This window comes from Burkholderia sp. COPS (assembly GCF_019425585.1).
GTDB classification, from domain to species: domain Bacteria; phylum Pseudomonadota; class Gammaproteobacteria; order Burkholderiales; family Burkholderiaceae; genus Burkholderia; species Burkholderia cepacia.
In genome coordinates this window covers 265,083-289,532 of the sequence record NZ_WIXR01000002.1, presented here as the reverse complement: position 1 = coordinate 289,532, position 24,450 = coordinate 265,083, and the positions used below count along the sequence as shown (strand labels likewise).

The 24,450-nt window shown below is 66.3% G+C and carries 13 protein-coding genes; 3 read left to right on the top strand and 10 right to left on the bottom strand.

Going from position 1 to position 24,450, the window contains the following annotated elements:
* Positions 1–79 precede the first annotated feature (79 nt).
* Positions 80–2,191 (top strand): radical SAM protein, encoded by a 2,112-nt coding sequence (locus FOZ70_RS01790; protein WP_219704825.1) that lies wholly within the window; start codon positions 80–82, stop codon positions 2,189–2,191.
* Positions 2,192–2,295: 104 nt separating this feature from the next.
* Here FOZ70_RS01790 and FOZ70_RS01785 read toward each other — a convergent pair whose 3' ends face one another.
* From FOZ70_RS01785 to FOZ70_RS01770, 4 genes are all read right to left on the bottom strand, one after another.
* Positions 2,296–4,626: an EAL domain-containing protein gene (locus FOZ70_RS01785; protein ID WP_219704824.1), complete on the bottom strand. Its 2,331-nt coding sequence runs from the start codon at positions 4,624–4,626 to the stop codon at positions 2,296–2,298.
* 53 nt (positions 4,627–4,679) lie between these two features.
* The gene (locus FOZ70_RS01780; protein ID WP_060309399.1) at positions 4,680–6,782 is read right to left on the bottom strand and encodes an EAL domain-containing protein; all 2,103 of its coding nucleotides are present in this window, start codon (positions 6,780–6,782) and stop codon (positions 4,680–4,682) included.
* Between the two features lie 569 nt (positions 6,783–7,351).
* A complete protein-coding gene (locus tag FOZ70_RS01775; RefSeq protein WP_219704823.1) occupies positions 7,352–9,049 on the bottom strand; it encodes a M4 family metallopeptidase in 1,698 nt (565 codons plus the stop codon).
* A gap of 639 nt (positions 9,050–9,688) precedes the next feature.
* The gene (locus FOZ70_RS01770) at positions 9,689–10,903 is read right to left on the bottom strand and encodes an MFS transporter (protein ID WP_258025515.1); all 1,215 of its coding nucleotides are present in this window, start codon (positions 10,901–10,903) and stop codon (positions 9,689–9,691) included.
* Positions 10,904–11,307: 404 nt separating this feature from the next.
* Between FOZ70_RS01770 and FOZ70_RS01765 the strand changes: the two genes are divergently transcribed.
* Positions 11,308–11,838 (top strand): toxin, encoded by a 531-nt coding sequence (locus FOZ70_RS01765; RefSeq protein ID WP_219704822.1) that lies wholly within the window; start codon positions 11,308–11,310, stop codon positions 11,836–11,838.
* Between the two features lie 34 nt (positions 11,839–11,872).
* On the opposite strand, the gene FOZ70_RS01760 is transcribed toward FOZ70_RS01765, so the two are convergent.
* From FOZ70_RS01760 to FOZ70_RS01745, 4 genes are all read right to left on the bottom strand, one after another.
* Complete coding sequence (locus FOZ70_RS01760; RefSeq protein WP_059555927.1) at positions 11,873–12,622, bottom strand: SDR family oxidoreductase; 750 nt, start codon at positions 12,620–12,622, stop codon at positions 11,873–11,875.
* Positions 12,623–12,859: 237 nt separating this feature from the next.
* Complete coding sequence (locus FOZ70_RS01755) at positions 12,860–13,267, bottom strand: VOC family protein (protein ID WP_175851235.1); 408 nt, start codon at positions 13,265–13,267, stop codon at positions 12,860–12,862.
* A gap of 315 nt (positions 13,268–13,582) precedes the next feature.
* Positions 13,583–14,497, bottom strand: coding sequence for a hypothetical protein (locus tag FOZ70_RS01750; protein ID WP_219704821.1), 915 nt, complete (start codon positions 14,495–14,497; stop codon positions 13,583–13,585).
* 571 nt (positions 14,498–15,068) lie between these two features.
* Positions 15,069–18,683 carry a YadA-like family protein gene (locus FOZ70_RS01745; RefSeq protein WP_219704820.1) on the bottom strand — a complete coding sequence of 1,205 codons (3,615 nt, stop codon included), beginning with the start codon at positions 18,681–18,683 and terminating at the stop codon, positions 15,069–15,071.
* 1,144 nt (positions 18,684–19,827) lie between these two features.
* Here FOZ70_RS01745 and FOZ70_RS01740 point away from each other — a divergent pair.
* Positions 19,828–20,634, top strand: a complete 807-nt coding sequence (locus FOZ70_RS01740; protein WP_042973870.1) for a response regulator — start codon at positions 19,828–19,830, stop codon at positions 20,632–20,634.
* A 22-nt stretch (positions 20,635–20,656) separates the two neighbouring features.
* Here the strand turns inward: FOZ70_RS01740 and FOZ70_RS01735 are convergent, their stop codons facing one another.
* Together FOZ70_RS01735 and FOZ70_RS01730 are read right to left on the bottom strand one after the other, a co-directional pair.
* The gene (locus tag FOZ70_RS01735; protein ID WP_219704819.1) at positions 20,657–22,837 is read right to left on the bottom strand and encodes a TonB-dependent siderophore receptor; all 2,181 of its coding nucleotides are present in this window, start codon (positions 22,835–22,837) and stop codon (positions 20,657–20,659) included.
* A gap of 348 nt (positions 22,838–23,185) precedes the next feature.
* Positions 23,186–24,211 (bottom strand): AraC family transcriptional regulator, encoded by a 1,026-nt coding sequence (locus tag FOZ70_RS01730; RefSeq protein ID WP_059492824.1) that lies wholly within the window; start codon positions 24,209–24,211, stop codon positions 23,186–23,188.
* Positions 24,212–24,450 lie beyond the last annotated feature (239 nt).

The following is a 24,450-nucleotide window of genomic DNA, read 5'->3' as shown; positions in this document are numbered from 1 at the left end:
GTTGCTTCAAATATGACGGTTTCCCGTGATGCCACCGGGTTCACGGGAATCCTCGACAAAAAGACAGAGGGCCTCGCCGATGCCGGTTTCCACTGGTTTTGACCGCAACGCATTCAGGGCGTATCCGCTGGACGGCGCGCTGCTGCGCTTTCACCCCGCGACAGGAACGCATGTCCGGGTCGAGAATGCGTCGACCCGCCACTTGCGGCGCCTCGCACCCCGGGTCGTGATGTTCGGGATAACGAACAAGTGCAATCTGTCTTGCGATTTCTGCTCGCGTGATGTGCGGCGCGACAGCGCCTGGTCCGTCGAGTCGGCCGCTAACGTCCTCCGCGGCCTCGCCGCAGCGGGAACGCTGGAAGTCGCCTTCGGCGGCGGAGAGCCGTTCGCGTTCCGTGGATTCGCCGAGCTGATCGACATCCTTCATCACACCACGCCGCTTGCACTGAACGTCACGACCAATGGAACGCTGATCCGGCGCAACACGTTTGCGCCCTACGCGGGCCGCTTCGGCCAGGTTCGCGTCTCGCTCTACGACGACGTGCGCTGGCGCGACGCGGGCGCGGTCCTGTCGGAATACGGGCAAAGGTGGGGCGCCAACCTGATCGTCGACGACGCGGTACTGCCGGGCCTCCCCGCACTGCTGGCCGAACTGGCCGCGCTGGGTTGTCAGGATGTCTCGTTGCTGTCCTACATCGGCCCCGATTTGCACAGGCACCTTTCGCCGAAGGGGCGCGCGCAGCTCGCGGCCATCGTGCAGGATTCGCCGATCTCATGCCGCCTGTCGGTGTGCTTCGGCGACGCGGTGCCCGTATCCAGATTGTTCGACGGAGCCGATGGCAGTGGCGACTGCGGCGCGGGGCTCGACTTCGTCTCCATCACGCCCGATCAACGCATGCAGGGCTGTTCGTTCCAGGACGGCGGCCTGCCTGCCGCCAGTGCGGAGGACATCCTGCACGGGTGGCGCAACGCGCGTGCGTACCTGGAGCAACCCAGCACGCGGCGCGGTTGCGCACGTCGCGGCGCAGATACCGGTCGAACCCGGTCAACGCCACCGGTCAGCGTGTGGCAGGCATTCTCCGGCAACAACAGCGGCGAGTGCGTAATGGTCGCGAAATTCGAGACCGTCGCGGATGCGGACGCCTACCTCGCACAACTGCTGCCGTCATGGGCGCCCGATGCCGAGTATTCGTCCGAGTGGAAACGCCTGTTCAAGGAAGAAGCGGTCGCGGGGCCGGGCTTGTCGGGCGGAGGGTCGCCTCGCGAGCTGGCGGCGATCGGCCGCTCGGTGATCGCGACGGGATACGAGGCAGACGACCTGTTTCCGGAATTGCGTGCGCTGGCCTGGAAGAAAGGCGCATACGTGGTGCCCGGCGGCATCCACGCCCACGACGTGTTCCTGCTGGCCGCGGTGCGTGCGTCAGGCGCGGACGACGCACGCGATCTGGCCGCCCGGAAGCCCCATCCCGCCGCCAGGACCTGGCTGCATGGAGAGGTCGTCCTCGTCACGCTCGAGCTGCAGGGTGACGGCGCGCCAGGTGAACTCGTCGAGATCCGGCAACTGCTCACCGACTATTGCGCCGGTCGCCCGCTCGCCGCGGAACTCGTGTTCGACGACATCGACGACGCGGCCATGCTGTCGGTCAAGAAGCGGCTCGGCGCGGAAATCGGTAGAACGCCACGGCTTGCACTGCATTTCGGCTCGCGCGAGGATTCCGCCGAGCGCGCGGTTCGATTCGCGCAAATGATCGCGGAAGGCCACGCCGACGTCGCCGGCACGTGTGTGCTGGTATCGGGAATCGAGCGCCGCAAGCGACTCGCGGTGCTCGCCTATCGGCAGGGTGCGCATGTCGGCGCCATCGACGGCCCGGAAGTGCGCGTCAGCGCCTGGTTTTTCGTGCGTGATGCCACACCCCGGAAAGGCCGGCGCGCGGAACCCGGCGAGATCGATATCGGCCTGGTTCGCGAAGCGCTTCACCAGCGCTTTCCGGGCGGCGTTCGCATCGAAGTCAAGGCGGGATATCGTCGGGGTATGGCCTTCGTGAACATCGTCACCGCGGACCCCGGATACGCTTTCGGTCAACTCGAGCAGCTTGCGGCGTCGTTCGATGCGAGGCTCGGCATCGGGGTGCACGAGGTCGATCCGCTGGCGTTTGCCGTTCGACGCGTGATCGCGGACGTGTATTCCTGACCTTCAACGCAACCCGCCGGGCGCGCGCAATCGTCTTCCTGGAATGCGCGTTTTCGGCCCTCAATCGATCCGGGTATCCCGCAGTCCGGTCGCGTCGCCGTCGCTCACGCCCGCCTGCCCGTAGCCTGCGCCGCCAACGCGGCCCGCTCGATCCAGCGGATGGCCGGCGCATCGTGCTCGCCCGGCGCGGGCCTGCCGATCAGGAAGCCCTGCACCTCGCGACAGCCGGCATCGGTGATGCACGCCAGTTGCTCCTCCGTCTCGACGCCCTCCGCGACGGTCGTCACGCCGAGACGCTTGCCGAGATCGGCCACCGCGCATACGACGGCCGCGCAGTCCGGTCGCGAGATCGCATCGCGCACGAAGCTGCCGTCGATCTTGATCTTGTCGAACGGAAACGCGCGCAGATGCGCGAGCGACGAGAAGCCCGTGCCGAAATCGTCGAGGGCGACGCGCACGCCCATCGAACGCAGCGCGCGCAGATCCGCGATCGCCTTGCCCTCGTCATGCAGCAGCGCGGTTTCCGTCACCTCGATTTCCAGCCGGTCGGGCGTGAGGCCGGCGCCGGCCAGCGCCGCCGCGAAGGCCGGCACGATCGTGCCGTGGCCGAGCTGTGCCGCCGATACGTTCACGGCGACACGCGCGCCGTCCGGCCAGCGCGCCGCCTCCCGGCATGCATGGTCGAGCACGAAGCGGCCGAGCCGGTCGATCAGGCCGCCGCGCTCGGCCATCGGAATGAAGTAGCCCGGCGAAATCCAGCCGGAGCGCGGATGATGCCAGCGCAGCAGGGCCTCGCGCGTCGTCACCCGGCGCGTCCGGACATCGACGATCGGCTGGTAGAACACGTACAGCCCCTGGTTCTCGTCCAGCGCGACGCGCAGCTTCGATTCGAGCGCGATCCGCTCCTGCGCGCGCGTTTCCATGTCCGGCGAGAACATCCGGTACGTCCCCTTCCCGGCTTTCTTCGCCGCATAGAGCGCCATGTCCGCGCGTGACAGCAGCACGCCGGCGTCGTTGCCGTGATGCGGCGCCAGCACGCAGCCGATCGACGCGCCGATGCGGAACTGCCGCCCGGGCGACGGCGCATAGGGCGCGACGAGCGTGTCGACGAGCCGCGCGGCCGCGCCCATCGCGCCGTCCGCGTCGGTGTCGCGCAGCAGCACCGCGAATTCGTCGCCGCCGATGCGCCCGAGCATCATTCCCGGCTCGGGACACTGCCCGCGAAGGCGTTCCGCGACCTGGCGCAGCACCTCGTCGCCCGCCGAATGCCCGCACGCGTCGTTGATCAGCTTGAAGCCGTCGAGGTCGATGAAGAGCAGCCCGAGCATCTTGTCCGAGCGGTGCAGGCTCGCGTCGAATTCGGCGAGGAAGGTCGCGCGGTTCGGCAGGCCGGTGAGCGAATCGTGATGCGCGAGCTGGTGGATGCGCGCTTCCGCCTCGGCCTGCTGCGTGACGATCGACCACGACAGCATCGGGCCGATATAGCGCCCCTCGGCATCGCGCCCCGCCGAGACCTGGAAGTCGAGCACTTCCGGCCCGAGCCGCACGCGGCCGCGATGCGGCAGGTTCGCCGGATCGGCGAGCAGGCGGCGCTGGTGCTGCGGGTGCGGATGGAAGAAGTCGATCGACGCGCCGAGCGCATCGTCCGCGCGGATCGGCAGCAAATGTTCGATCGAGCGCAGCAGGTTTCGCGACGCCGTGTTCAGGTAGTTGATGCGGAACGTCTCCGGGTCGGCCGTCATCACGGCCAGCGGCATGTCGTCGATCATCCGCATCAGCCGCGTCTGCGCCTGCTCGCGCATCCGCGATTCGGCCTGCGCGTCGACGGTGCGCACGAAACCCCGGTAGTTGACCGAGATGACGGCGATCAGCGCGGCCGACACGAAAGCCATGTTGACCGCGGTGGCGACGAGCGTCGGCTGGCCCGTCGAGAGGAAGAACGCGATGAACGCGGCGTTGACGATCACGGCCACGATCAGCGCGGCCGTGCGCAGGTACATCAGGCTGAAGATGCAGCCGATCACAGTGATCGCCATGTAGAACGCGACCTGGGCCTTTTGCCACGCGTCGCCGTACGGGAACAGCAGCAGCGCCCAGAGGGTGAACGTCACCGCGATCGGGATCACCAGCCAGTTCGTCATCGTGAGCGCACGCGACACGGTGTCCGGCGTCGGCTCCACCAGCCGGGCGCGGCGCCAGTGCAGCAGCCGCGCGAGCGACACGAGCGTCATTGCGGCCGGCATCGCGACCGACAGCCACCACGGCGTGCTGCGCAGGTGCGTGACGGCGAGGCTCCAGGTGCTCGAGATGAGGATCAGGTACATCACCGGGAGCTGGCCGGCGAATACCCGGAATTGCGCCGCGAGCAGGTCCGGGTTCCGGGCCGGCGCCGCGATGCTTGCCAGTCTGACCATCCGTGCGTAGTGGGTTTTCATGTGAGCCTGCCTGCTGCAACCCGCGTTCGGATTGCCGTATCCGGCGTCGTCGGTTACCGGCGCGGGCCCGGATCCAGCTCGGCCGTGACGGCCGATCCGGACGCGGGAACCGTCGCGCTGGCGCGGTTGCTGCCGGTCAGCGCGATCTGCCCGCTGCCGACAATCTCGTTGAGTGGTGCGGGCCTGCCGAGCAGGAAGCCCTGCGCTTCGTCGCAGCCTTCGTCGGCCAGCAGCACGAGCTGGTCGCGCGTCTCGATGCCTTCGGCCAGGATCGGGATGCCCAGGCTCTTGCCGAGCGCGAGCACGGCGCGGATGATCGCGCGATCCTGCGGTTTCGCTTCCGCGTCCGCGACGAACGACTGGTCGAGCTTGATGCGGTCGAACGGGAACGAGCGCAGCGTGTCGAGCGACGAATAGCCGGTGCCGAAATCGTCGAGCGCGATGCTCACGCCCAGCGCCTTGATCTGCCGCAGCGTATCCAGCGCGCGCTCGCGGCCGGCGAAGATCGTCGATTCGGTCAGCTCCAGCTGCAGGCGCGACGCCGGCAGGCCGGTTGCCTCGAGCACGTCCGCCACGAGCGCCGTCAGGTCCGCGTGCATGAACTGCACGGCCGATACGTTCACCGCGACCGTATAGGGCGGCTCCCACGTGGCCGCCCGCGCGCATGCCTCGCGCAACACCCACGCGCCGATCTCCAGGATCACGCCGTTCTCCTCGGCGAGCGGAATGAACTCGGTGGGCGGGATCGTGCCGAGCGTCGCATGCTGCCAGCGCAGCAGCGCCTCGTAGCCGCGGATCTCGCCGGTCGTCAGCGAGGTCTGCACCTGGTAGTGGATGCTCAGCTGGTTGTCGGCCACCGCGCGGCGCAGGTCGGCCGCGAGGCTGCGGCGCGCGCGGACGATCAGGTCCATCGCCGGCTCGTAGAAGCAGATCGATTGCGAGACGCTGCCCTTGGCGCGGTACATCGCGAGGTCCGCGTTGTTGATGAGGATCGCCTTGGTGGCGGCGTCGTCCGGGTAGATGGCGACGCCGAAGCTCGCGCCCGGCACGACCTCGTAGTCGTCCAGCCTGACCGGCTTGTAGAGCGCCGGCTCGAGCCGTTCGAGCAGATCCATCAGGCGGGTGTCGTCGCCCATCCGGCAGAGTGCCGCGAATTCGTCGCCGCCGATGCGGGCGACGAATTCGCCTTCGCGCAGCACGTTCGACATGCGCCGCGCGAGGATGCGCAGCACCTCGTCGCCGGCGTGATGGCCGCGCAGGTCGTTGATTTCCTTGAAGCGGTTCAGGTCGATGCCGATCAGCGCGAGCTTCGTGCCCTGCTCTTGCGCCAGCGCGATTTCGAGGTCCAGCCGCTCGTTGAAGCTCGCCCGGTTCGGCAGGCCGGTCAGCATGTCGCTCAGTGCCAGCCGGCGCAGGTGCTCGAGCGATTCGGCCCGCACGTTGCTGTCGATCACGTAGCTCACGAGCCCCGTGCAGACGATCACGAGCGACGTACCCGCGACCGCCAGCGCCAGCGGACGCAGCGTGTTCACGTCGGTCCACGCGCCGTCGAGCGTCAGCGGCGTGATGCTCAGCGCGGACATCCCGGTGAAATGCAGCGCGAGGATCGCGAGCGACAGCACGCCGGCCATCTGGTTGACCGCGTGCGGCGACGGCCGCAGCGCGAGGTGCAGCGCGAGCGCCGCGAGGGTCATCGCCAGCAGCACCGACGCGACCAGGTAGCCGATGTCCCACGACACGATGCCCTCGACCCGCCACGCGAGCATGCCGGTGTAATGCATCAGCACGATCGCGACGCCGACGATCGCGCCGCCGAGCGCGGGCGCGATCCTGACGATGCGGCAGGTCGTCAGCGCGAAGCCGATCGTGCTGCCGCCGACCGCGATGAGCAGCGACACGAGCGTGAGCGGCAGGTCGAATTGCACGGGCGCGCCGGCATCGAAGCCGAGCATCGCGATGAAGTGCGTGCACCAGATCGCCACGCCGGCCGAAATGGCCGTCAGCACCTGCCAGCCGAGCCGCTGCATGCCGGAGGTGTTCACCGTGCGCTGGAACAGGCGCGCGGTGACCCACGAACCGGCCCCGCACAACAGCGCGGCAAGCAGGACCAGCCAGTGATTGTGCCGATAAACGATGCACCCTAAAACTGTCGCCAAAACCTTTCTTCCCCTATCCGTCGCATGCGTGGATGCCGTTCCCGATCGAAACCGCGGGGCGATGCCGCTTCGATCAGGCGCGCCTTCCGGATATCGGCATGCGATGAATAAACTGAACGCCGCGCGGCGGCACGCAAACGATTGCCCGGAAGAAATTTTTTCTGAAAAAAGTGCCGGAACCAGACGGGGCGGGATATCGAAGGATCGGCCGATGGTTTGCCGATCGACCGCCGGGTGTGGGCGATGGGTGATACGGCCGGATTCCGCCGCGCTTCACCGTCGGGTTTCTCCCGGGTTCGTCACGGACGGCCGACGAACGCGGCGCGGTGATCGAGGAAGGTGCGGCAGGTGCAACCATGTCGGCACGCCGTGCCGAAGAACGGGATACGTCGCTGGCGGGACAACAACCGGATTCCAAAGATCGACCGCCCGCAATTGCAGGCGATCGATCGACACGCGTGCGTCATTTGCCCGGGCGTCGCGTGGCCTCGATCGGCTCTCCGTTCTCCGACACGAAATGCCGCCACGCGATCGATCCTCGGGCATTCAACGCACTGGCCCACACGCCGTCAATTCACCCCGACCGCGCTCCACGCGCGAGCGACCGTCGCGCTTTCGGCCGAATTCGCGCCGTACAGGTCGTTCGCCGCCTGGATCGATGCACGCCGCGCGTTCGGGTAGCTGGAGTTGGCGTTCAGATACACGGTCAGCGTCCGGTACCAGATCTTGCCGGCTTTCTCGCGGCCCAGCCCGCTGAAGGTCGTGTCGCCGTTGCAGACCAGTTTCGCCTTCGTCAGGCCGGTATCGGTCGACGGCACCGTCGGGCCTTCCGCCAGCAGGTAGAACAGGCGATTGCCGACGCCCGACGTGAAATGCGGATCGTGGCGCGGATTCGACCACGAGAATCCGCCGGACGGGTAACAGCTGAACGACCGGCCGTCGAGGTCCTGCTTGTACATCTTGCGCAGGCCGCCGCTCACCACGCGCGCACCGATCACGTAGTTGCCGGGATCGTTCGGGTTGTTCGCGTAGTACTTGACGAGCGTGCCGAAAATGTCGGAAGTCGCTTCGTTCAGCCCACCCGCGTCGCCCGAATAGTTCAGGTTGGCCGTGGCCTCGGTCACGCCGTGGCTCATCTCGTGTCCGGCCACATCGACCGACACGACCGGCTTCGGCAGGCTCGTGCCCGGCTGGCCGTCGCCGTACACCATGATGTGCGACGGCATCCATGCCGCGTTCGCGCCGGTCGTGCCGCTGCCGGTGTCGAACACCACGTGCGCGAAACTCTTCACGCCGCGCCCGTCGTTGAAGATGCCGTTGCGGTTGTGCGTCGTCTTGTAGTAGTCCCAAGTTAACGCCAGACCGTAATCGATGTCGGCGGCGACGGTCTGCCGGTCGGTTGTCGCGTTGTTGCCCCACACGTTCGTGCTGCTCGTGAAGATCGGCAGGTCGGTCGCCTGCTCGACGTCCTCCGCGATCAGTCCGCGGCCGTCGTACACGGAGCCGCCGCCGCGATTCGGATCGAGCATCCGGTACGCGTTCGTGCCGGTCTGGTCGGTGGTCAGCGTCAGGTTGCCGTAGTACAGCGAGCGGCCGGTGCCGGTCGCGGCGGCGGTCTTGATCAGGTCCTGCGCATCGAGCACGGCGCCCGTGCGTGCGTCGACGTAATACAGCACCGCATCGCCGTGCACGTCGTTCGACTTGCCGTATACGCGCACCGCGTAGGCCAGCGTCGGCGTGACGTCGCGTGCGAACACCACGAGCTCCGCGTCGTCGACGCGGCGCACGTCCGAGTTGAAACGCGCGGTCGCGATGCGCTTGACCCGGGCGTTGCCGATGTCGGGCGCGTTGCGTATCACGGAGCGGTTTCCGACCTTGCCGATCGTGCCGGCGAGATTGATCGGCGCGAGCTGGGTCACGCTCGCCTGCTTCAACTGCCCCTTGCTCGAATGGACGACCACGTCACCGCCGATCACGGGCAGGCCCGCGTAGAAGCGGTCGAAACGCACGTGCTCGGTGCCGTCGGGATCGACGATCACGTCGCGCACCTCGAATTGATCGCCGTCCGTCGGCGCACTCGCCTGCGGCCCTGCGAACTTCAACGTGCGTGCTGCGCCGCCAGCGGCCAGACTGAAGGCGGACGGATTCTGCTGGATCAGTTGCAGTGCCTTGTCGACCGTGGCCGACTGGTCGCCGGCCTGGGCAAAAGCACTGAGACTCGCGATGGTAATCGCGGTGATGGACAGCAGGCGAGACAGTTTCTTCATGTAATCCCCCGGTTATGTATGGGTGATGTTCGAGGAATGCATCAAGTACAGACTTTGATCCAGGACATGTCACGAACTGCAGAGGGATGCTAGGAGGTCATTTTTATAATTACAAGATATTTTCTGACAGGTTAATAACTTCTTTCGGCGATGTTAATCGAGCCATGATTTGGTTATAAATCTGAAATGATCTCGTCGGTTGCGATGCCGGTTTCGGCAACGCTGCATCGGCGGAATGCGCGCGCCGAGCCCGCCGTTACTGGGGAAAGGCAGTGCGTGGGTCGGGCGGACGGGAGATGTGAAGCTCGAGGTAACGCGGCAGATGCTGTTTGCTTTATTAAATATTGATTTTGATTATTGCCATTCCAGGCACTCCGCCGGACTTTTTAATGCTTTTCCGATTCTCGCCCTTGATGAGACTGCCTTTTAATTCGTAGTAAAAGCGTCGCAAGCGACGCGCGAGAATATGTTTTCTACGAATCATTTGTTTGAGCGGCACAGCACAGCCGGCAGCATGAGCGGGTCACACTGCCTCTCGCATCGCCCTGCCCGCGCGGCGTGAAGCGGACGCACGGTCGCACGCCGCTGTTTTCGCGAGAGAAGCATACGGCCGATGAACCATCCGTCGACGCCGGCCGCCTACCTGCCCCGCACCTTGACCTGCACCACCAGCCACGTCAGCGCCCCCAGCACGAATACGGCGAGCGTCCACGTGCCGCCATGGTGCTGCAGCACCGCGGCCGTCGCGGCGATGCCCGCCAGTCCCTGCTGCAGGAAACCGCACAAGGCCATCGCATGCGCGCCATGTTCATGCGCATCGCTGACGGCAGTCGCCATGCTGTTCGGAAACAGCACCGCCTGGCCGAAGATCGCCAGGCAATACAGCGCGATGAAGATCCACAGGCCGGTGAAATGAGTCAGCAGGCCGCTCAACCACGACACCAGCATCAACGTGGTTGCGAACGCAAGCAACGCGGCGCCGGCATGCATCAGCCGGACGCCGCCGAGCCGCCTGACGAGACGGTTGACCAGCATCGCCCCGCTGAAATAGGCCACGCCGAGCAGCAAGCCGATACTGCCGAAGCTCGTCACGGCCAGCTGGAAATGCTCCTGGAACACGAACGGGCTCACCTCCTGCAAGGTGACGGTCGTCGCGAACCCCAGCCCGCCCGCGCAGGCCGGCCACAGGAAGCCGGGGCGCCGCAGCAGGAGCCAGTAAGTACCGGCCAGGCCCGACGGTTTGGCGGCACGACTTCCCGCCTTCAACGGCAACGCGTAAGACAGCGCGATCGCCAGCGCGGCGACGGCGGCCATCAGCACGAAACCCGTTTGCCAATGACTGTATCGGCCGATGAGCCCGCCGATGAACTGGCCACCGCCCAGGGCCGTGATGAAGGCGATCGACAACACGGAGAGGCGTCGCGCCAGTTCGTCGCCGCGCCAGTTGTCGCGGACGATGATTCGGGCGATGATCGCCGCGCCGCCGCCGCCGATGCCCTGGATGGCGCGCAACCCGAGCAGCGCCGGTGCGGCCGTGCAGCCGGCGAGCAGCAGGCTGCTGCCGATGAACAGCAGCAGCGAAATCAGCAGCGGGCCGCGCCGGCCCCAGCGTTCCGCGGCAGCGCCCCAGAATGGCACCGGCAGCGCGGCACCGATCACATAGGCCGAGATGGATAACTCGGCGCCGCCTTGCGTCATCTTCAACTCGCGCATGACGACAGGCAGCGACGGCAGGTACACCGTCGTCGCCATTTGCGCCATGAATACGACCAGGCACGCCAGCGCCATCAGGGGAGCGGCCGACGCCGCAGGTTCGCACGGCGCACCGGCGGCAAGAACGGGTTTGTCGCTCATGCCAGCCCTCGATCCGATCGGGACGCACATCCGGTCGTTGCCCATTCGAGCGCACATGACGGGCGCCCGTAGCGGGCGCTATCCGCGTACATGCGCGTCTGAAATCCGGGTTCGGTCGCCATCGTTTCTCTCACGTTGTTTTTTTTCGGGGTTTGCCGCGATTGTGTGCGGCAAGACTGAAGCGGCTGATTGTACAAAGGTGCGGGAAACGAGTGGTAGACGCCGAATTCAAATGACCGTTGAGGAGCGGCGAGGGGCTCCCTGCGCCGCCCGCCGCGACAATGCAGGACGTGTGGTGCGGCAAGCCGGGCCATGGCCGGTACTCAATGACGAACCGCCGTCGAGCGACCGCTTCGTGCATGAGGCACAATAGCCGCCTTCAACATTCAACCGCGATCAAACCCATGCGCTTCGTCGTCGTCGGAACCAGCGGGGCGGGGAAATCCACCTTTTCCAGCGCACTGGCGGAAGCAGCGGGCTGCCCGTACATCGAGCTGGATCGACTCAATTGGGGCCCCGACTGGACAGCCGTGCCGCCGGAACAGTTCGAGCGCGCCGTGCGGGCCGCGACGGCCGGCGACCGATGGGTCGCCGACGGGAACTACGGCGCCGTGCGCGACGTGCTCTGGTCGAGAGCCACCCACGTGATCTGGCTCAACTTCGGGCGGCGGACGGTGTTCTCTCGGGTGCTCTGGCGCACGTTGAGCCGCGGGCTCATGCGCACCGAGCTTTCGCACGGCAACCGCGAGTCGCTGCGGATGGCATTTTCGCGAGAGTCGGTGCTGCTGTGGTCGTACACCACGTTCGCCAGGAATCGTGTCAAGTTCGCCAGCCTGCGCGACGACCCGAAATACGCGCATCTGCACTGGACGGAGATCACCCGGCCTTCGCGCACCCGCGCGGTCATCGACATGCTGGCTCGCGCCGGCCGTTGAGCGCGGCGCGACGCGCGTTTGCGCCGATGCGAACTCACTTCACGGCCGCATTGCCTCCGTCGGCGAACAGGGCCGAGCCGGTAACGAAACTGGCCATCGGGCTCGCCAGAAACAGCGCCGCGGATGCGATCTCGTCGGGGCGGGCGATGCGCTTCATCGCGTGGAGCCCGGCCGCCCATTCCTTCTGCTCGCGGTCTCCCCCCATCGCGGTGTCCACACCGCCCGGCAACAGTGCGTTTGCCCGAATCCCCCGTGCCGCGTAGTCCGCGGTGATACCCTTCACCAGTCCCATCAAGCCGGCCTTGGACGCACCATACGCGGACATGCCGGGTAGCCCGACGCTGGTGCCGACGAAGCTGGACGTAAAGACGATCGAGCCGCCGCCGCGTTCGAGCATCGCGGGAATCTGGTTGCTTGCGCCCAGGAAGGCCGCCGTCAGATTGGTGGACAGCGTGTGCTGCCAATCGTCGAGCGAGATGTCCGCGAGCGGTTTGAGCGGCCCGACGGTTCCCGCGTTGTTGATCGCGATGTCGAGACCGCCGAACTCGCGCAGCGCCGTCGCGACGAGCCTTCGATGCGTATCGGCGTGACAGACGTCGCCGGCGCAGGCGAACGCCTGCCCGCCGTGACGACGAATCTCGTCGGCCACCTCGTTCAACGTGGATTCGCTTCGCGCGCCCAATACGATTGACGCGCCATGCGCCGCGAACATCAGTGCGATCGCCCGGCCGATTCCGGTGGAGGCACCGGTGACGATGGCGACTTTCCCTTCGAGTAAGGTCATCTTCTTCACATCCCGTGAGTGAGGTCAGTCACGGCAATGTAGGCGACCGTTTGCAGGCAGGCACTCCGTTTCTTGCTGTTGAAGTCCGGTGCGACGGCATCGCGGGTGGTGCGGCACAGCCATGTCGCGCGCTGCGGCGATCTGCACGGGATGGAGATGCGCAGCCTTCCCGCCCTGCACGGTCATTGAAACGGCGGCCCGCGCCGGCACCCGAACGCGGTATGACGCTTGCCGGCGTCAGTCGTCGAACGTGCCTTGATATTCCGGTGCGGCATCCGCGCGCGTGTTCAGCTCGAACATCACGCCGCCCGGCGCGCGGCAGAAGAAACGCGAACCGCGCCCGTTGTTGAAGACGTCCGTCACCATCTCGACGCCCTCTTCCCTGAAGCGTTCGAACGTCGTGCGAACGGCATCGAGGCTCGGCAGTTCGAACCCGACGTGGAAATTCGTCGGCCACGCGGTCTCATCGTCGCCGGCGTGATCGATCACTACGTCGAAGCCCGGGCGTTTGAGGATCCAGGATTTGTCCCAGCTTCCCGCGATCGTGAAGCCGAGATGCCGCTCGAAGAATCGGGCCGTCGCCAGTGTGTCGGCGGAAGGGAAGCTCAGGTGATTGAGCTTCATGGTTTGCGTCATGGCAGTCATTGCGAGTCTCCGTCATGCGTCGATCGGCGGAGGCCCCATGCCGTTCCGCCCGACGCACCCAGAATACGAGCCGCGGCTCGCATTCGACAATTCGCATTCGCCGCCTGGCTCGACAGCGCGCGAACCCGCGAGAAATCGCGGATCGGGGCGCGATTGCGAGCGCTGCGGATCGCACCATTCGCATTTGTCCGCCATTTGGCTGAACCACATCACTTCCGGCAGCCGCCCACCTTGTTTCTCGAGAGAGCCATCTCCATCGGATCCTCTTTCCGGACAGGTGGAACCATCGTTGAAAGCGACACGCCCCATGCCGCCCTACGTCTTCGCCGTTTCGTAAGCCTTCGTCTTCGGGTTGAACCGGTATTCGACGACATCCGCGGCGCCGTCGGTCTTTTTCCGGCCGGCGTTGTCGATGCCCGTCCCGTTCGTCGCCACGCGAAGGCGCGGCCAGTCGCTGGCGTCGGCCGGCAGGAACGTCAGCGTCGACGAGCCTTCCACGCACGGTATCCGGTTGCCGGCACCCGCGGCATCGCATGCCGCGCCGCTGTCGTTGCCACGAAATACGTTGCCGGCATAGGTCCAGTCGGTATCGACAGGATTGCTTGACGCATCGGTGCGCCGATAGACGAACATGCCGAACGACTTGATCCGGGTGCCCGAAGCCAGGTACCAGGTCGGCACGGCCAGCACGATCCGCCCGTCCGGCAGGGTCGTGCTCACGGCGGATTCCTTGTCGTCGATCGTGTCGGCCTTCTCGTCGCCGCCAAACTCGCCGATCGAGCGTTCCGACTCGACCATGTTCCAGCCGGCCACGCCGCCGTCCGTGATCCATTCGAAGGTCGCCTCCGTGATCGTCACCCTGGCATCGTGCGCCGGCTCGGCGGTGTTCTCCTGTTCGGCGTACTTGTTCGGCGTCTCGTAGGCGAAGCCGGTGAAGTAGTGGCCGCCGTTCAGGTCGAACGCGTGGCCGTACCAGTATGTGGCCTGGCTTCCATTGGCGATCTCCATCGTCGCCTCGCCATGCGCGTCCTTCTGGTAAATGCCCTCCAGCACCTGGCCCGGCCTGGGCGGCACGGGCGAGTCGCGCCATTCGCGCTGCGAGGTAACGGCCTGCGTCGCCGGCGCGACCGCCGGCTGCGCATTCGCTGCGGTATCGGCCTGACCGGAGCGATCCCCGCATGCCGCGACCAGAAGCGAAACGACGGACAGCCATGCAACTTTCCCGATCATGTGCCTTTACCCCGGATGCATCTTCAAGTGACCCGATGCACGCTCACGGGTGCACCAATTGATATCGCCGTTCGATACCGGTTGCCCGGCCGTTCGATTCGGGCGCCGGTTCTCTTGTCGAACCCACGGCGCGGATTGTCCGGGCGCTAGCGGCACCTGCCGCCATAACCGGCCGGCAAAGCCAATGGCAACGCGTCGCTCGCCGCGAAGGCAGGCGGCCCAATGTGACGCGGCAACGCGACGCGCTGCGCGGGAAGCATCCTGTTCTCGGGTTTCATCGTTTTCATGTTTCGTTGTCGGCACCCATACGGGACTGGAAGGCGTGCTTGGACACGCTCAATGCGGAGTGCATTGCGCCAGCGCCGATTATCTCCACAATCGGCGAATCGATCATCCATCGACGGCATCGCCTGCCGGACAGGCCCGGCGCAGCCACACCGCACTTCGCGACTCATCAAGCGTCGACGGCCCGGGGTCGACAGACTCACCCCGGGCCACGGATCTCCCGTCGGTGTCGGGCATCACGACCGCTGCCCGACACCACCGTTCGATCGATACTGCGCGGACAACGTCAGAACTGGTAACCCGCGCCCACCACCGCGCCGAAGTCCGAACGCGTGTTGCCCGTCACCGACGCCTTGACGACCCAGCGGTTGCTTTCCGTCACGTACGAGTACCCGGCGGCGAAACCCTGCTGGCCGTGATAGTTCGACGTCGCCGCCGAGACCATCGAGCGGCCCGCGCCCGTCGGTTGCGGCAGGCCGGCCACGGCCATTGCCGATGCCACGCCGCCGTACATGTCCTTCTTCAGGTCGTTGAACGAGTTGTACACCTGGCCGATGCGCTGGTCGGTGTAGCCCTTCGCCTGCGACGTGGCGGTCGACAGGTTGTCGTTCAGCTGCTGCACGTTGACCGCGTCGGTCGGCGCCGTGCCGGCCGCGACGTTCGTGACCTGGCGCTCGCTGCCCTTCGCACCGACCGAGAACGAATTGTCGCGATCGGCGACGGAGCCCTGGCCGACCGCCACCGCGTTCTTGCCGGTTGCGGTTGCCGTCGACCCGATCGAACCCGCATCGGCACGTGCGATCCACGTCGTGTTCGCATCGGTCGCCGCTGCGCGGATCTGGTCGTTGGCCGCCGCGTTCTTCAGCGCGTTGTTGAACTGGCCCATGTTGACCGCGTCGTTGTCCTTCACGCCCGCCGCGACACCGGTCAGCACGCGGTCGCCCGACGTGCCGGAGAAGTTCACGCTGGTGCCGCCGGTGTCCTTCCCGACCGTGATCGCGCCGTTCGGGTCCTGCTGCTGCACGAGGCCGGCCTTGCCGTTCGCGATGTTGTTCACGTTCCCCTGCAGGTTCGTGATGTCCGTCGTGTTCTTCGCGACCTGCTGGTTGGTCGCGTAGAGCTGCGAGCCGTTCACCGCATCCGTGCTGGTTGCGCTGAGCGTGCCGGCCTGCACGTTGGTGATGCGCGTGCCACCCGCGCCACCGAGCGTGATCGAGCTCTTCGACGCGTCGTCGTACTGCACCGCGAGCGCACCGAGCTGGTTGAGGCTCGACTGCACGCCCTTCAGCTGCTTGACGTTCACCGCGTCGGTATCGGCGGTGCCCGCGGCGACGTTCTTCAGCACGACGGCCGCGTTCGCGTCGCCGCCGATGAGCGATACCGAATTCATCCGGTTGCCGTTCGCGTCGACGTCGTACTTGACGACATTTTTCACCGCCTCGCCCGCCTGGTTGGACACCTGCGTGATCTGCTGTTCGAGCGACGACTTCACGCCCGACAACTGGCCGCCGTTCACCGCGTCCGTGCTGCCCGCGGCGACGTTGCCGTCGGCCACGTTCGTCAGCTTCGTCGGTGCACCGCCGCGCGCCGCGTTGTAGGCGCCGAGCGTCGGGTCGAACTGCAGCGCGTCCTGTTGCAGCCCCGCGATCGCGGCCGTGTTGCCGGCGATGTTCGTTTCGGCATTGCCGATACGCGTTTCGTGATTCTCGAGCGTCGTCGTATTGTTGAGAACACGACCGTCGAGATTCGTGAGCGCGTCGCCGACATTGTTGAACGAACCGCCGCCCACCTTATAGTCCGGCGCGCTGATCGAGCCGTCCGGATTCGCCGTCGCGCCGCCGCCCAGCGCGGCCGCCGTGCCGTCGGTTGCGCGGCGCAGTTGCGCGCCGTTCACAGCGTCCGTGCTGCCGGCCGCGACGTTGCCCTCCGCGACGTTGGTGAGGCGCACCGGGCTCCCGCCGTTGCCCGCGCCGAGCGAAACCTGCTTCTTGCTCGCGTCGTCGTACTTCACGGCGAGTGCATCGAGCTGGCTCGTGCCATCCTGGATCGCCGCGTTCAACTGGTCGACGTTGACCGCGTCCGTGCCGCTCTTGCCGGCCGCGACGTTGCCGATGCGTTGCGGGCCGTTGCCGCCGTGGCTCGCGTCGTAGGTGCCGAGGTTCGCGTTCCACTGGAGCGCGTCCTGCTGGAGCGCCGCGATGTTGCCGGTGTTCGTCGTCACCTGGTTGCCGAGCGTCGTCACGTTGTTGCTGACGTTCGTAATCGACTGGTTCAGCGAGTCGGTCGCCTTGCCGAGCTGGCCGACGTTCACGGCGTCGCTCGCGGCAGTGCCGTCCGCCACGTTGTGCAGGCCGACCGGCGACTGCGCGCCCTTGCCGCCGAGCGTCACGCCGCTGTGCGCGTCATTGTCGTACTGCACCGCGTTCTTCGTCGCGTTGCCGATCTGGTTGTTGATCGACGTGCTCAGGTTGCCGAGCGTCGTATTGATGTTGTTCGTCACGCTCGTGCTGAGCGACGACAGGCCGCCGTTCAGTTGCCCGACGTTCGCCGCGTCGGTATCGGCGACACCGGCCGCGACGTTGTGCAGCGTTGTGCCGTTCGTGCCGGCGAACGTCACCGAATCGAAGCCGCTCTGGCCGTCGTACTTGACGTTGCGTGCGTCGGCCGCCTGCAGGTTACTGATGTTGGTGGTTGCCGTGCTCAGCGAAGTATTGATGCCCGTGACGCTGGTCTGCAGGTTCGTGATGTTCGACGCCGCCGTCGAAATGGACGTCTGCAGCGGGGCGACACTGCCCTTCAGCTGGCCGACGTTGACCGCATCGGTGTCGGCGACACCGGCCGCGACGCCGCCGATCGTGGTGCCGTTGCTGCCGTCGAGCGCGATCGCCGCGTGCGAATCGTCGGTGTATTTCACGACGTTCTTCGTCGCCGTCACGATGCTGGTGCTGAGGCTGTTGCCCACGCTGGTCACACGCTGGTCGACGTTCGAAATCGTGGTCGACAGCGAATTGCCGACCGACGTCACGCGTGCGTCGACGTTGGCGATGCTCGTGCTCAGGGTGCCGTTCACGTTCTTCAGCTGCTGGACGTTGACGGCATCCGTATCGGCCGCGCCCGCCGCGACGTTCTTGAGCTGACGCTCGGCGCCGATCGCGCCGAACGACACCGCGCCGCCGACCGGCGCGGCCGTGCCGCCGAACACCGGCGTGCCGCCGTTGTTCGCGCCGACGCTGCCCGAGCCGATCGCCACCTGGTTGTTGTCGTTCGTCTGCGCGCCCGCACCGATCGCCACGGATTGCGTGCCGCCGGCGCGCGTCTGTGTCGCCGCGTCGTACGACGCGCCGGCCGACACGCCGTCGCTCGAGGTCGGGTTCGCACCGCCGATCGCGACCGAACGGTCGCCGCTTGCCAGCGCCGAGTGGCCGAGTGCGATCGAGCTCGTGCCGCGCGCATCGGCGACGTTGCCGAGCGCCATCGAGAAGTCGCCGACCGCGGCCGACTGGCGGCCGACGGCGAGTGACGTATTGCCTTGCGCGACGGCTACCGTGCCGATGGCCGTGGCAGAGTTCGCCAGCGCCTGCGAACCGACGCCGATCGCAATCGCGCCGCCGCTGCTGGTGCCGCCCTTGCTGCTCGCATTCGACTGGTCGCCGATCGCGATCCCGCTGGTACCGGCCCTGGCGTTCGTCCCCATCGTGACGTTTGCCGTGCTCACCGCCACGTAGCTTCCGCTCTTGGTCGACACGCACAGCGGGTTCGTCCCGTCGATGCACTGGCCGTTCAGCGCGTTGTCCGGGTTACCGCGGTCGACGAAGTTGTCCGCATGCGCGGCCCCCGCGATCAGGACACCTGCGCCTGTGAACATGGCGGCGGCAAGCGCCGAAATCTGCTTCCTCTTCATGGTCTTCTGCTCCGTTTTGTAGCGTCTGGTTTGTATACGGACTACTTAGTTTTCTTGAAGGATTCAGCTGCGATTACGATTGCGACTGCGATTACGACTTCCGTGCGGAACCCGATTCCGATGCCCGGCCCGAGCGTGCCGAAGACGACACGCATCGCCCGCCCGTAGCGACGGGACGTTCGAAATCCCGGGCACGCCGTCGGTGTGACGGCCCGTTCCGTTAATTCGGTTAATGCATTAGGAATGCATATCGTTTTATATGGGCGAACTCGCCCATCGACTGAATCCGGAGATTCAACCGCCGTTATGGACACCCCTGATTTGATGTCGCGCCGACCGCGACCAACCCCGCTTCTTTTATTTCATCGACGGCAACCGGACGTGCGCCCGAGCGCTACGGACATGCGTTCGGATGAGCATCAATTGATGCCACGCCCCCGAATCACGCAACGTCCGTCACGACCCTCCGTGCCTTGTGCTGCCCCGTGCAACCCTGCATTCAAAGTTCGGACGAATTATGAGACACGCACCTGAATTATTGAAGGCGACATTCTTTATAGATTGTAAAATCCAATACATTCAATAAGTTGCGTGAAAAACGCGCACCTCGCAAACGATTTCGTGGCGCCAAAATTAATCCAGATGTTTTGTCGGGCGGACAAATGCTTTGCCGAAACGGATTAAAAATAAATTCCGGCGAAAATATTTCCGCAGAAAAAACCGCCGAGCCGCACGATCGCGTGCGGGCAAGAATGAAAATGGCGGAAATGGACAGGCATCAGGTGCGATACCGCTCAAGCAAATCACAATACCTGATGAAGAATCAGAAAATCGGAATGAAGCAAATAGAGTCAATGCGTCTGGCAAGAATCGAAATATCCCCCTACAATTCGGCTCGCATCGACACGGTCGGCCGCGCCCTTTTTCACGCGCGGCGACGGCAAAGCTTCGCGTCCTTACCGGATCAGCGATCAATACAAGCAACACCGGGTATTACGCCGACCGGTCGTCTGTCGCGCGGTTTGCGCGAAATCCGAATATCGATGCGCTTGTGCGTTGCCATAGAGCAGTTTCCAACGATTATCCGAACCGGGCCGGCCACCCGCAGGAACGCAGCCAGCAGCCATTCCAGAACAGGTGCACGATGCATCCATCGACCTCCGTATTGGGCGACGCTCATATCCTGATCGTCGACGATCAGCCCGACCAGCTTCGCTTGCTGATCGACATCCTGCGCGGCACCGGGTGCCGGATCAGCATTGCATCCGACGGGCTGCAGGCGTGCCAGCGCGCGCAGGCGCTCATGCCCGACCTGATCCTGATGGATGTCCGGATGCCGCGCATGGACGGCTTCACCGCATGCCGGCTGCTGGCCGCCGATCCGCTGACGTGCGCGATTCCGGTCATCTTCCTGACCGTGGCGGGCGCGTTGCACGAACGCCTGGAGGGGTTCGAGATCGGCTGCGTCGACTACGTGGTGAAGCCGTTCGAGCCGGCCGAAGTGCTCGCGCGGATTCGCGTGCAGCTCGCGCGGGCGACACGCGAGCGGCCCGTCGACACGGAAAGCGTGTTCGTGACCGGCAAGGACGACGACATCATCGTGCGCGCGGCCATCCGCCACCTGGCGCGGACGCTGAACGATCCGCCGACGGTGGAACAACTGGCACGCGCGGTCGGCACGCATGAAAAGCGGCTGTCGCGGGCGTTTCGCGACAATCTTGGCCAGACGGTGTTCGAGTATCTGCGGCACGAGCGGCTGCGGATCGCGCAGGATCTGCTGGATTCGACGTCGCTCAGCATTGCCAGCATCGCGAAGGAGATCGGTTTTTCCACGCCGGCGAATTTCGCGACCGCATTCCGCGAACGTTTCGGCCTCACGCCGACCGAGTGGCGGCGCCAGCGCCACGCCGGTGAACGCGCCGCGCGCCGGGAGCCGCAACGCGACGCGTAGGACGCGTTCCGCGCGCTCGCGCCTACCAGTTGTATTTCGCGCTGGCGAGCACGGTCCGCTCGTTGCCGAACACGCACACGTTGTACGACTGGCAACCGCTGACATAACGCCGGTCGAACAGGTTCGCGACGTTCAGCGCGAACCGCCAGTGCGGCATCTCGTAGTGCAGCGCCAGGTCGACCAGCGTCACGCTCGGCACCGTCAGCGAGTTGTCGGGCGCGCCCGCCGACGCGCTCTGGTAACGCACGCCGCCGCCGAACCCGAGGCCCGACAGCACGCCCGCGCGCCAGGTCCAGTCGGCCCACATCGAAGCCATCTGCCGCGGCAGCGGCACGGCCACCGGCCAGTGGTTCAGCGACGCGTCGTTCGCCTGCACGTTCTTGACGTCCTGATGGACGTACGACGCGACGATCGACAGCTCGCGGGTGACCTTGCCGACCGCGCTCAGCTCGATCCCGCGCGAGCGGACCTTGCCGGTCTGCACGGAGGTCGTGCCGGTCGGGTCGAGACTGACCGGCGTCGGCGTCGCGACGTTGGTCTGGTCGATCTGGTAAAGGGCCGCACTCAGCATCAGGTTCCGGCCCGGCGGCTGCCAGCGCAACCCGGCTTCCGTCTGCGTGCCGCGTGTCGGCTTCGGCAGGCCGCCGCCATACAGCCGCACGCCGATGACGGGATCGAACGACGTCGAATGGCTCACATACGGCGACAGCCCGGCGTCGCCCCGATAGGTGAGCCCGACGCGCCCGGAGAACGCACTGACGTCCTGCCGCGCCTGCTTGCCGGCCGTCCGGTCGTCGAACCGCGCATTGACGAAATCCTCGCGGCCGCCGAGCGTCAGCGTCCAGCGCTTCCAGCGGATCTGGTCTTGCGCGTACACGCCGAACGTGTTCATCGCCGTGTACTGGTCGACGTGGCCGAGCGACGTCGGGCCGGCGAAAATCGCGTCCGTGACGGGCCGGTACACGGGGTGATACAGGTTGAGCGACGGCGCGATCGCAAGCCACACGCTATTGGTCGTCGTCTGCCGGTCGAATTGCGCGCCGAGCAGCAGCGTATGTTCGAGCGGCCCCGTGCCGAAGCGGGCCTGCGCGTGGTTGTCGATGTCGAGTCGGCTGTAGTTGAGCTGGAACAGCCCCGCGGTACGCATCATGTTGGTGGTGCTGCGGGGCGCGAAGCCGTTGCCGAACACCGTTGCGTCGTCGAGCGACAGGTGCGACCAGCGCACGTCCTGGTGCAGCGACCAGATCGCGTTCACGCGGTGCTCCAGTGCGTAGCCGAGCGACCACTGCTTCTTCCGGTAGTCGTTGAACCCGGGGTCGCCCATGTAGATGTCCTGCGACAGGCGGCCGTTCGGGTTCGGCAGCACCGTGCCCGACGCAGGCAGGAAGTTCGACGAAATGTCGCCGCTGTCCTGCAGGAACGTCGCCGAGAGCGTCAGCGACGTGTCGGCGTTCGGCCGCCAGCGGAACGACGGCGCCAGCGCGACGCGACGGTCGCCGTTCGGGCCGGTTTCCGCGTTGCCGTCGCGCGCCACGCCGACGAAACGATACGCGTACCGGCCGTCCGGGTCGAGCGTATCGCCGACATCGACCATGAATTGCTTGCGCGCGTCGTTGCCGATCTGCACGCCGGCTTCACGGACGCGTTCGCCGTCGGCGAGCTTCGTGTGCGCGTCGACGATCGCGCCGGGCTCGCCCGCGCCGTACAGCACCGACGTCGGCCCGCGCAGCACCGCGATCGAGTCGATCGTGTACGGGTCGACGCGCCAGTCCGCGATCACGGCCGTATGCGGCGCGGCCACGCCGTCGACGTACAGCGTCGGCGTGAAGCCGCGCAGCGCCGCATACGAGTCGGTGCGGCTGTCGGCACCGAACGTCGCGAATCCCGGCACGTAGCGCAGCGCCTGGTTCAGGTCGGTCGCGCCGGTCATCTCGATCTGCTGCGCGGTCACGATGTTGATCGTCTGCGGCACTTCGGCCACCGGCGTGTCGGTTTTCGTGCCGGCCGTGGTGCGCAGCCCGACGAGCCCGCTCGACGAGCGGTCGCCCTTCCCCGTCACGTCGATTTCCGGCAGCACGGCCGCCGGCGGCGCCGCTGCCGCACCCGATGCCTGTGCGTGCGCGCCGCCCGCTGCCGCCACGTACAACGCGCCTCCGGCGGCGATCGCCATCGCGCGTTTCGCCGCCCCCGTCCCCGTTACCATCGTTCCATGCTCCGTCGTGCTGGTGGCCGATTCGACCCGATCGCGGCGCGATCTCGGCGCGACGCGGCGCCGGCGCCCGCCCTGTGTTGTCATGCCGGCGATGCTGGTTGCGCGCGAGTCGGCATGCAACGGCCAATGGCGTCGTTCGCGAGCGCAGCGATCATACCGGGCGAACGTAACGGAGTCTTTAAAAAAAGTGCGCCGGCGGGAAAAGCCGGCGTCTGGCGCTTTGGAGGCAGGGCCGGCGCGGGATCGATCCATGCGGCGGCCCTCGTGGAAGGCGGGTGAAAGGCGGCGATGCCAGGCTGCATGCGCCCCGGGAGCGGCCGCGGGCTGCCGCCGGAGGGTCTAAGCGCGCACGCGCCGCATCCTGAGCGTCGCCGACGGCGACTCGCCGAACGCCCGCTTGTACTCGATCGCGAACCGCCCGAGGTGCGCGAAACCCCATTTCAGCGCGATGTCCGTCACCGATGCGAGCCCCGGCGACTCGTCGGCCAGCAGTTCCTCGCGCACACGTTGCAGCCGCAACTGCCGCACGAAGCCCATCGGCGTGATCCCGTGGCGATGGCGGAAGCCGGCGAACAGCGTGCTCGGGCTCACGCCGGCGAGTTCGGCGAGCCGTTCGATCGTCAGCGGCTCGTCGAGATGGGCGCGGATGTAATCCTCGACGCGCCGCACATAGAACGGTGCGAGCGCCACCGGCAGGTGCCGCGTGCCGTTGCGCGCGCTGTTCGGGTGGCCGTGCAGCAGCAGGTTGAGCAGCGTCGATTCGAGCGGCTCGAACGCGAGCGGATGACGCAGCGGATGCGCGTCCGTCGCGATCGCGCCCGCGAGGACCGGCAGCAACTGCGCGAGACACGCCCCTTGCGACGACGACAGGCTGAATGCCGGTTCGAATTCGACCGGCGCGCGCCGGTCGTCGCCAAAATGGCGCTGCGCGTGGCGCTCCATCACTTCGCGCTCGATGCGCAGGATGACTTGCGGGCACGCGTCGCCCCAGCGCATCTTCAGCGGCAGCGTCGGCGAGATCAACGACGCGGTGCCTGGCGACGACACGAAACGCGCCGATCCGCACTCGATCTCCGCGTCGCCGCGCAACGGGATCTGCAACAGGAAGAAGTGCTCGAGCGGCCCGGGCTCGATGCTGACCCCGCCGCCGTAATCGAGCAGGTTCAACGACAGGTTGCCCCAGCGCGCATGATGCATGCAGCTGTGCAGCGCGCGCGACTCGCCGGTCGGCGTGAGCCGGTGCGGCTTGAAGACGTCGGCGACACGCGCGCGCACCTCGTCGACATCGTTCGACTGCAGCAGCAGGTTGTCGTGATTGAAACAGGCGGTGTCGTCCAGCCAGCCCGTTCCGGAAAATTGCGCCATCGATGTTCTCCCGTCATGCTCGGTTGCACTCGCGCCGTGCATGCGTTCCCGGTGTGGGGGCATTCGCCGCACGATCCGGATAGCGCCCGGAGTATCCGGACAGTCCGGCCGCCAAAGCACGCAAGTCCCGCGCAAACGACGCAAGAAACGGACCGTTCGCGCATCGTAGAAAACTGTGCGGGCTTTCAGCATCCGCACATACCCGCAGTCGGCCGCGCGCCTGCCCACGCGCGGCGGCC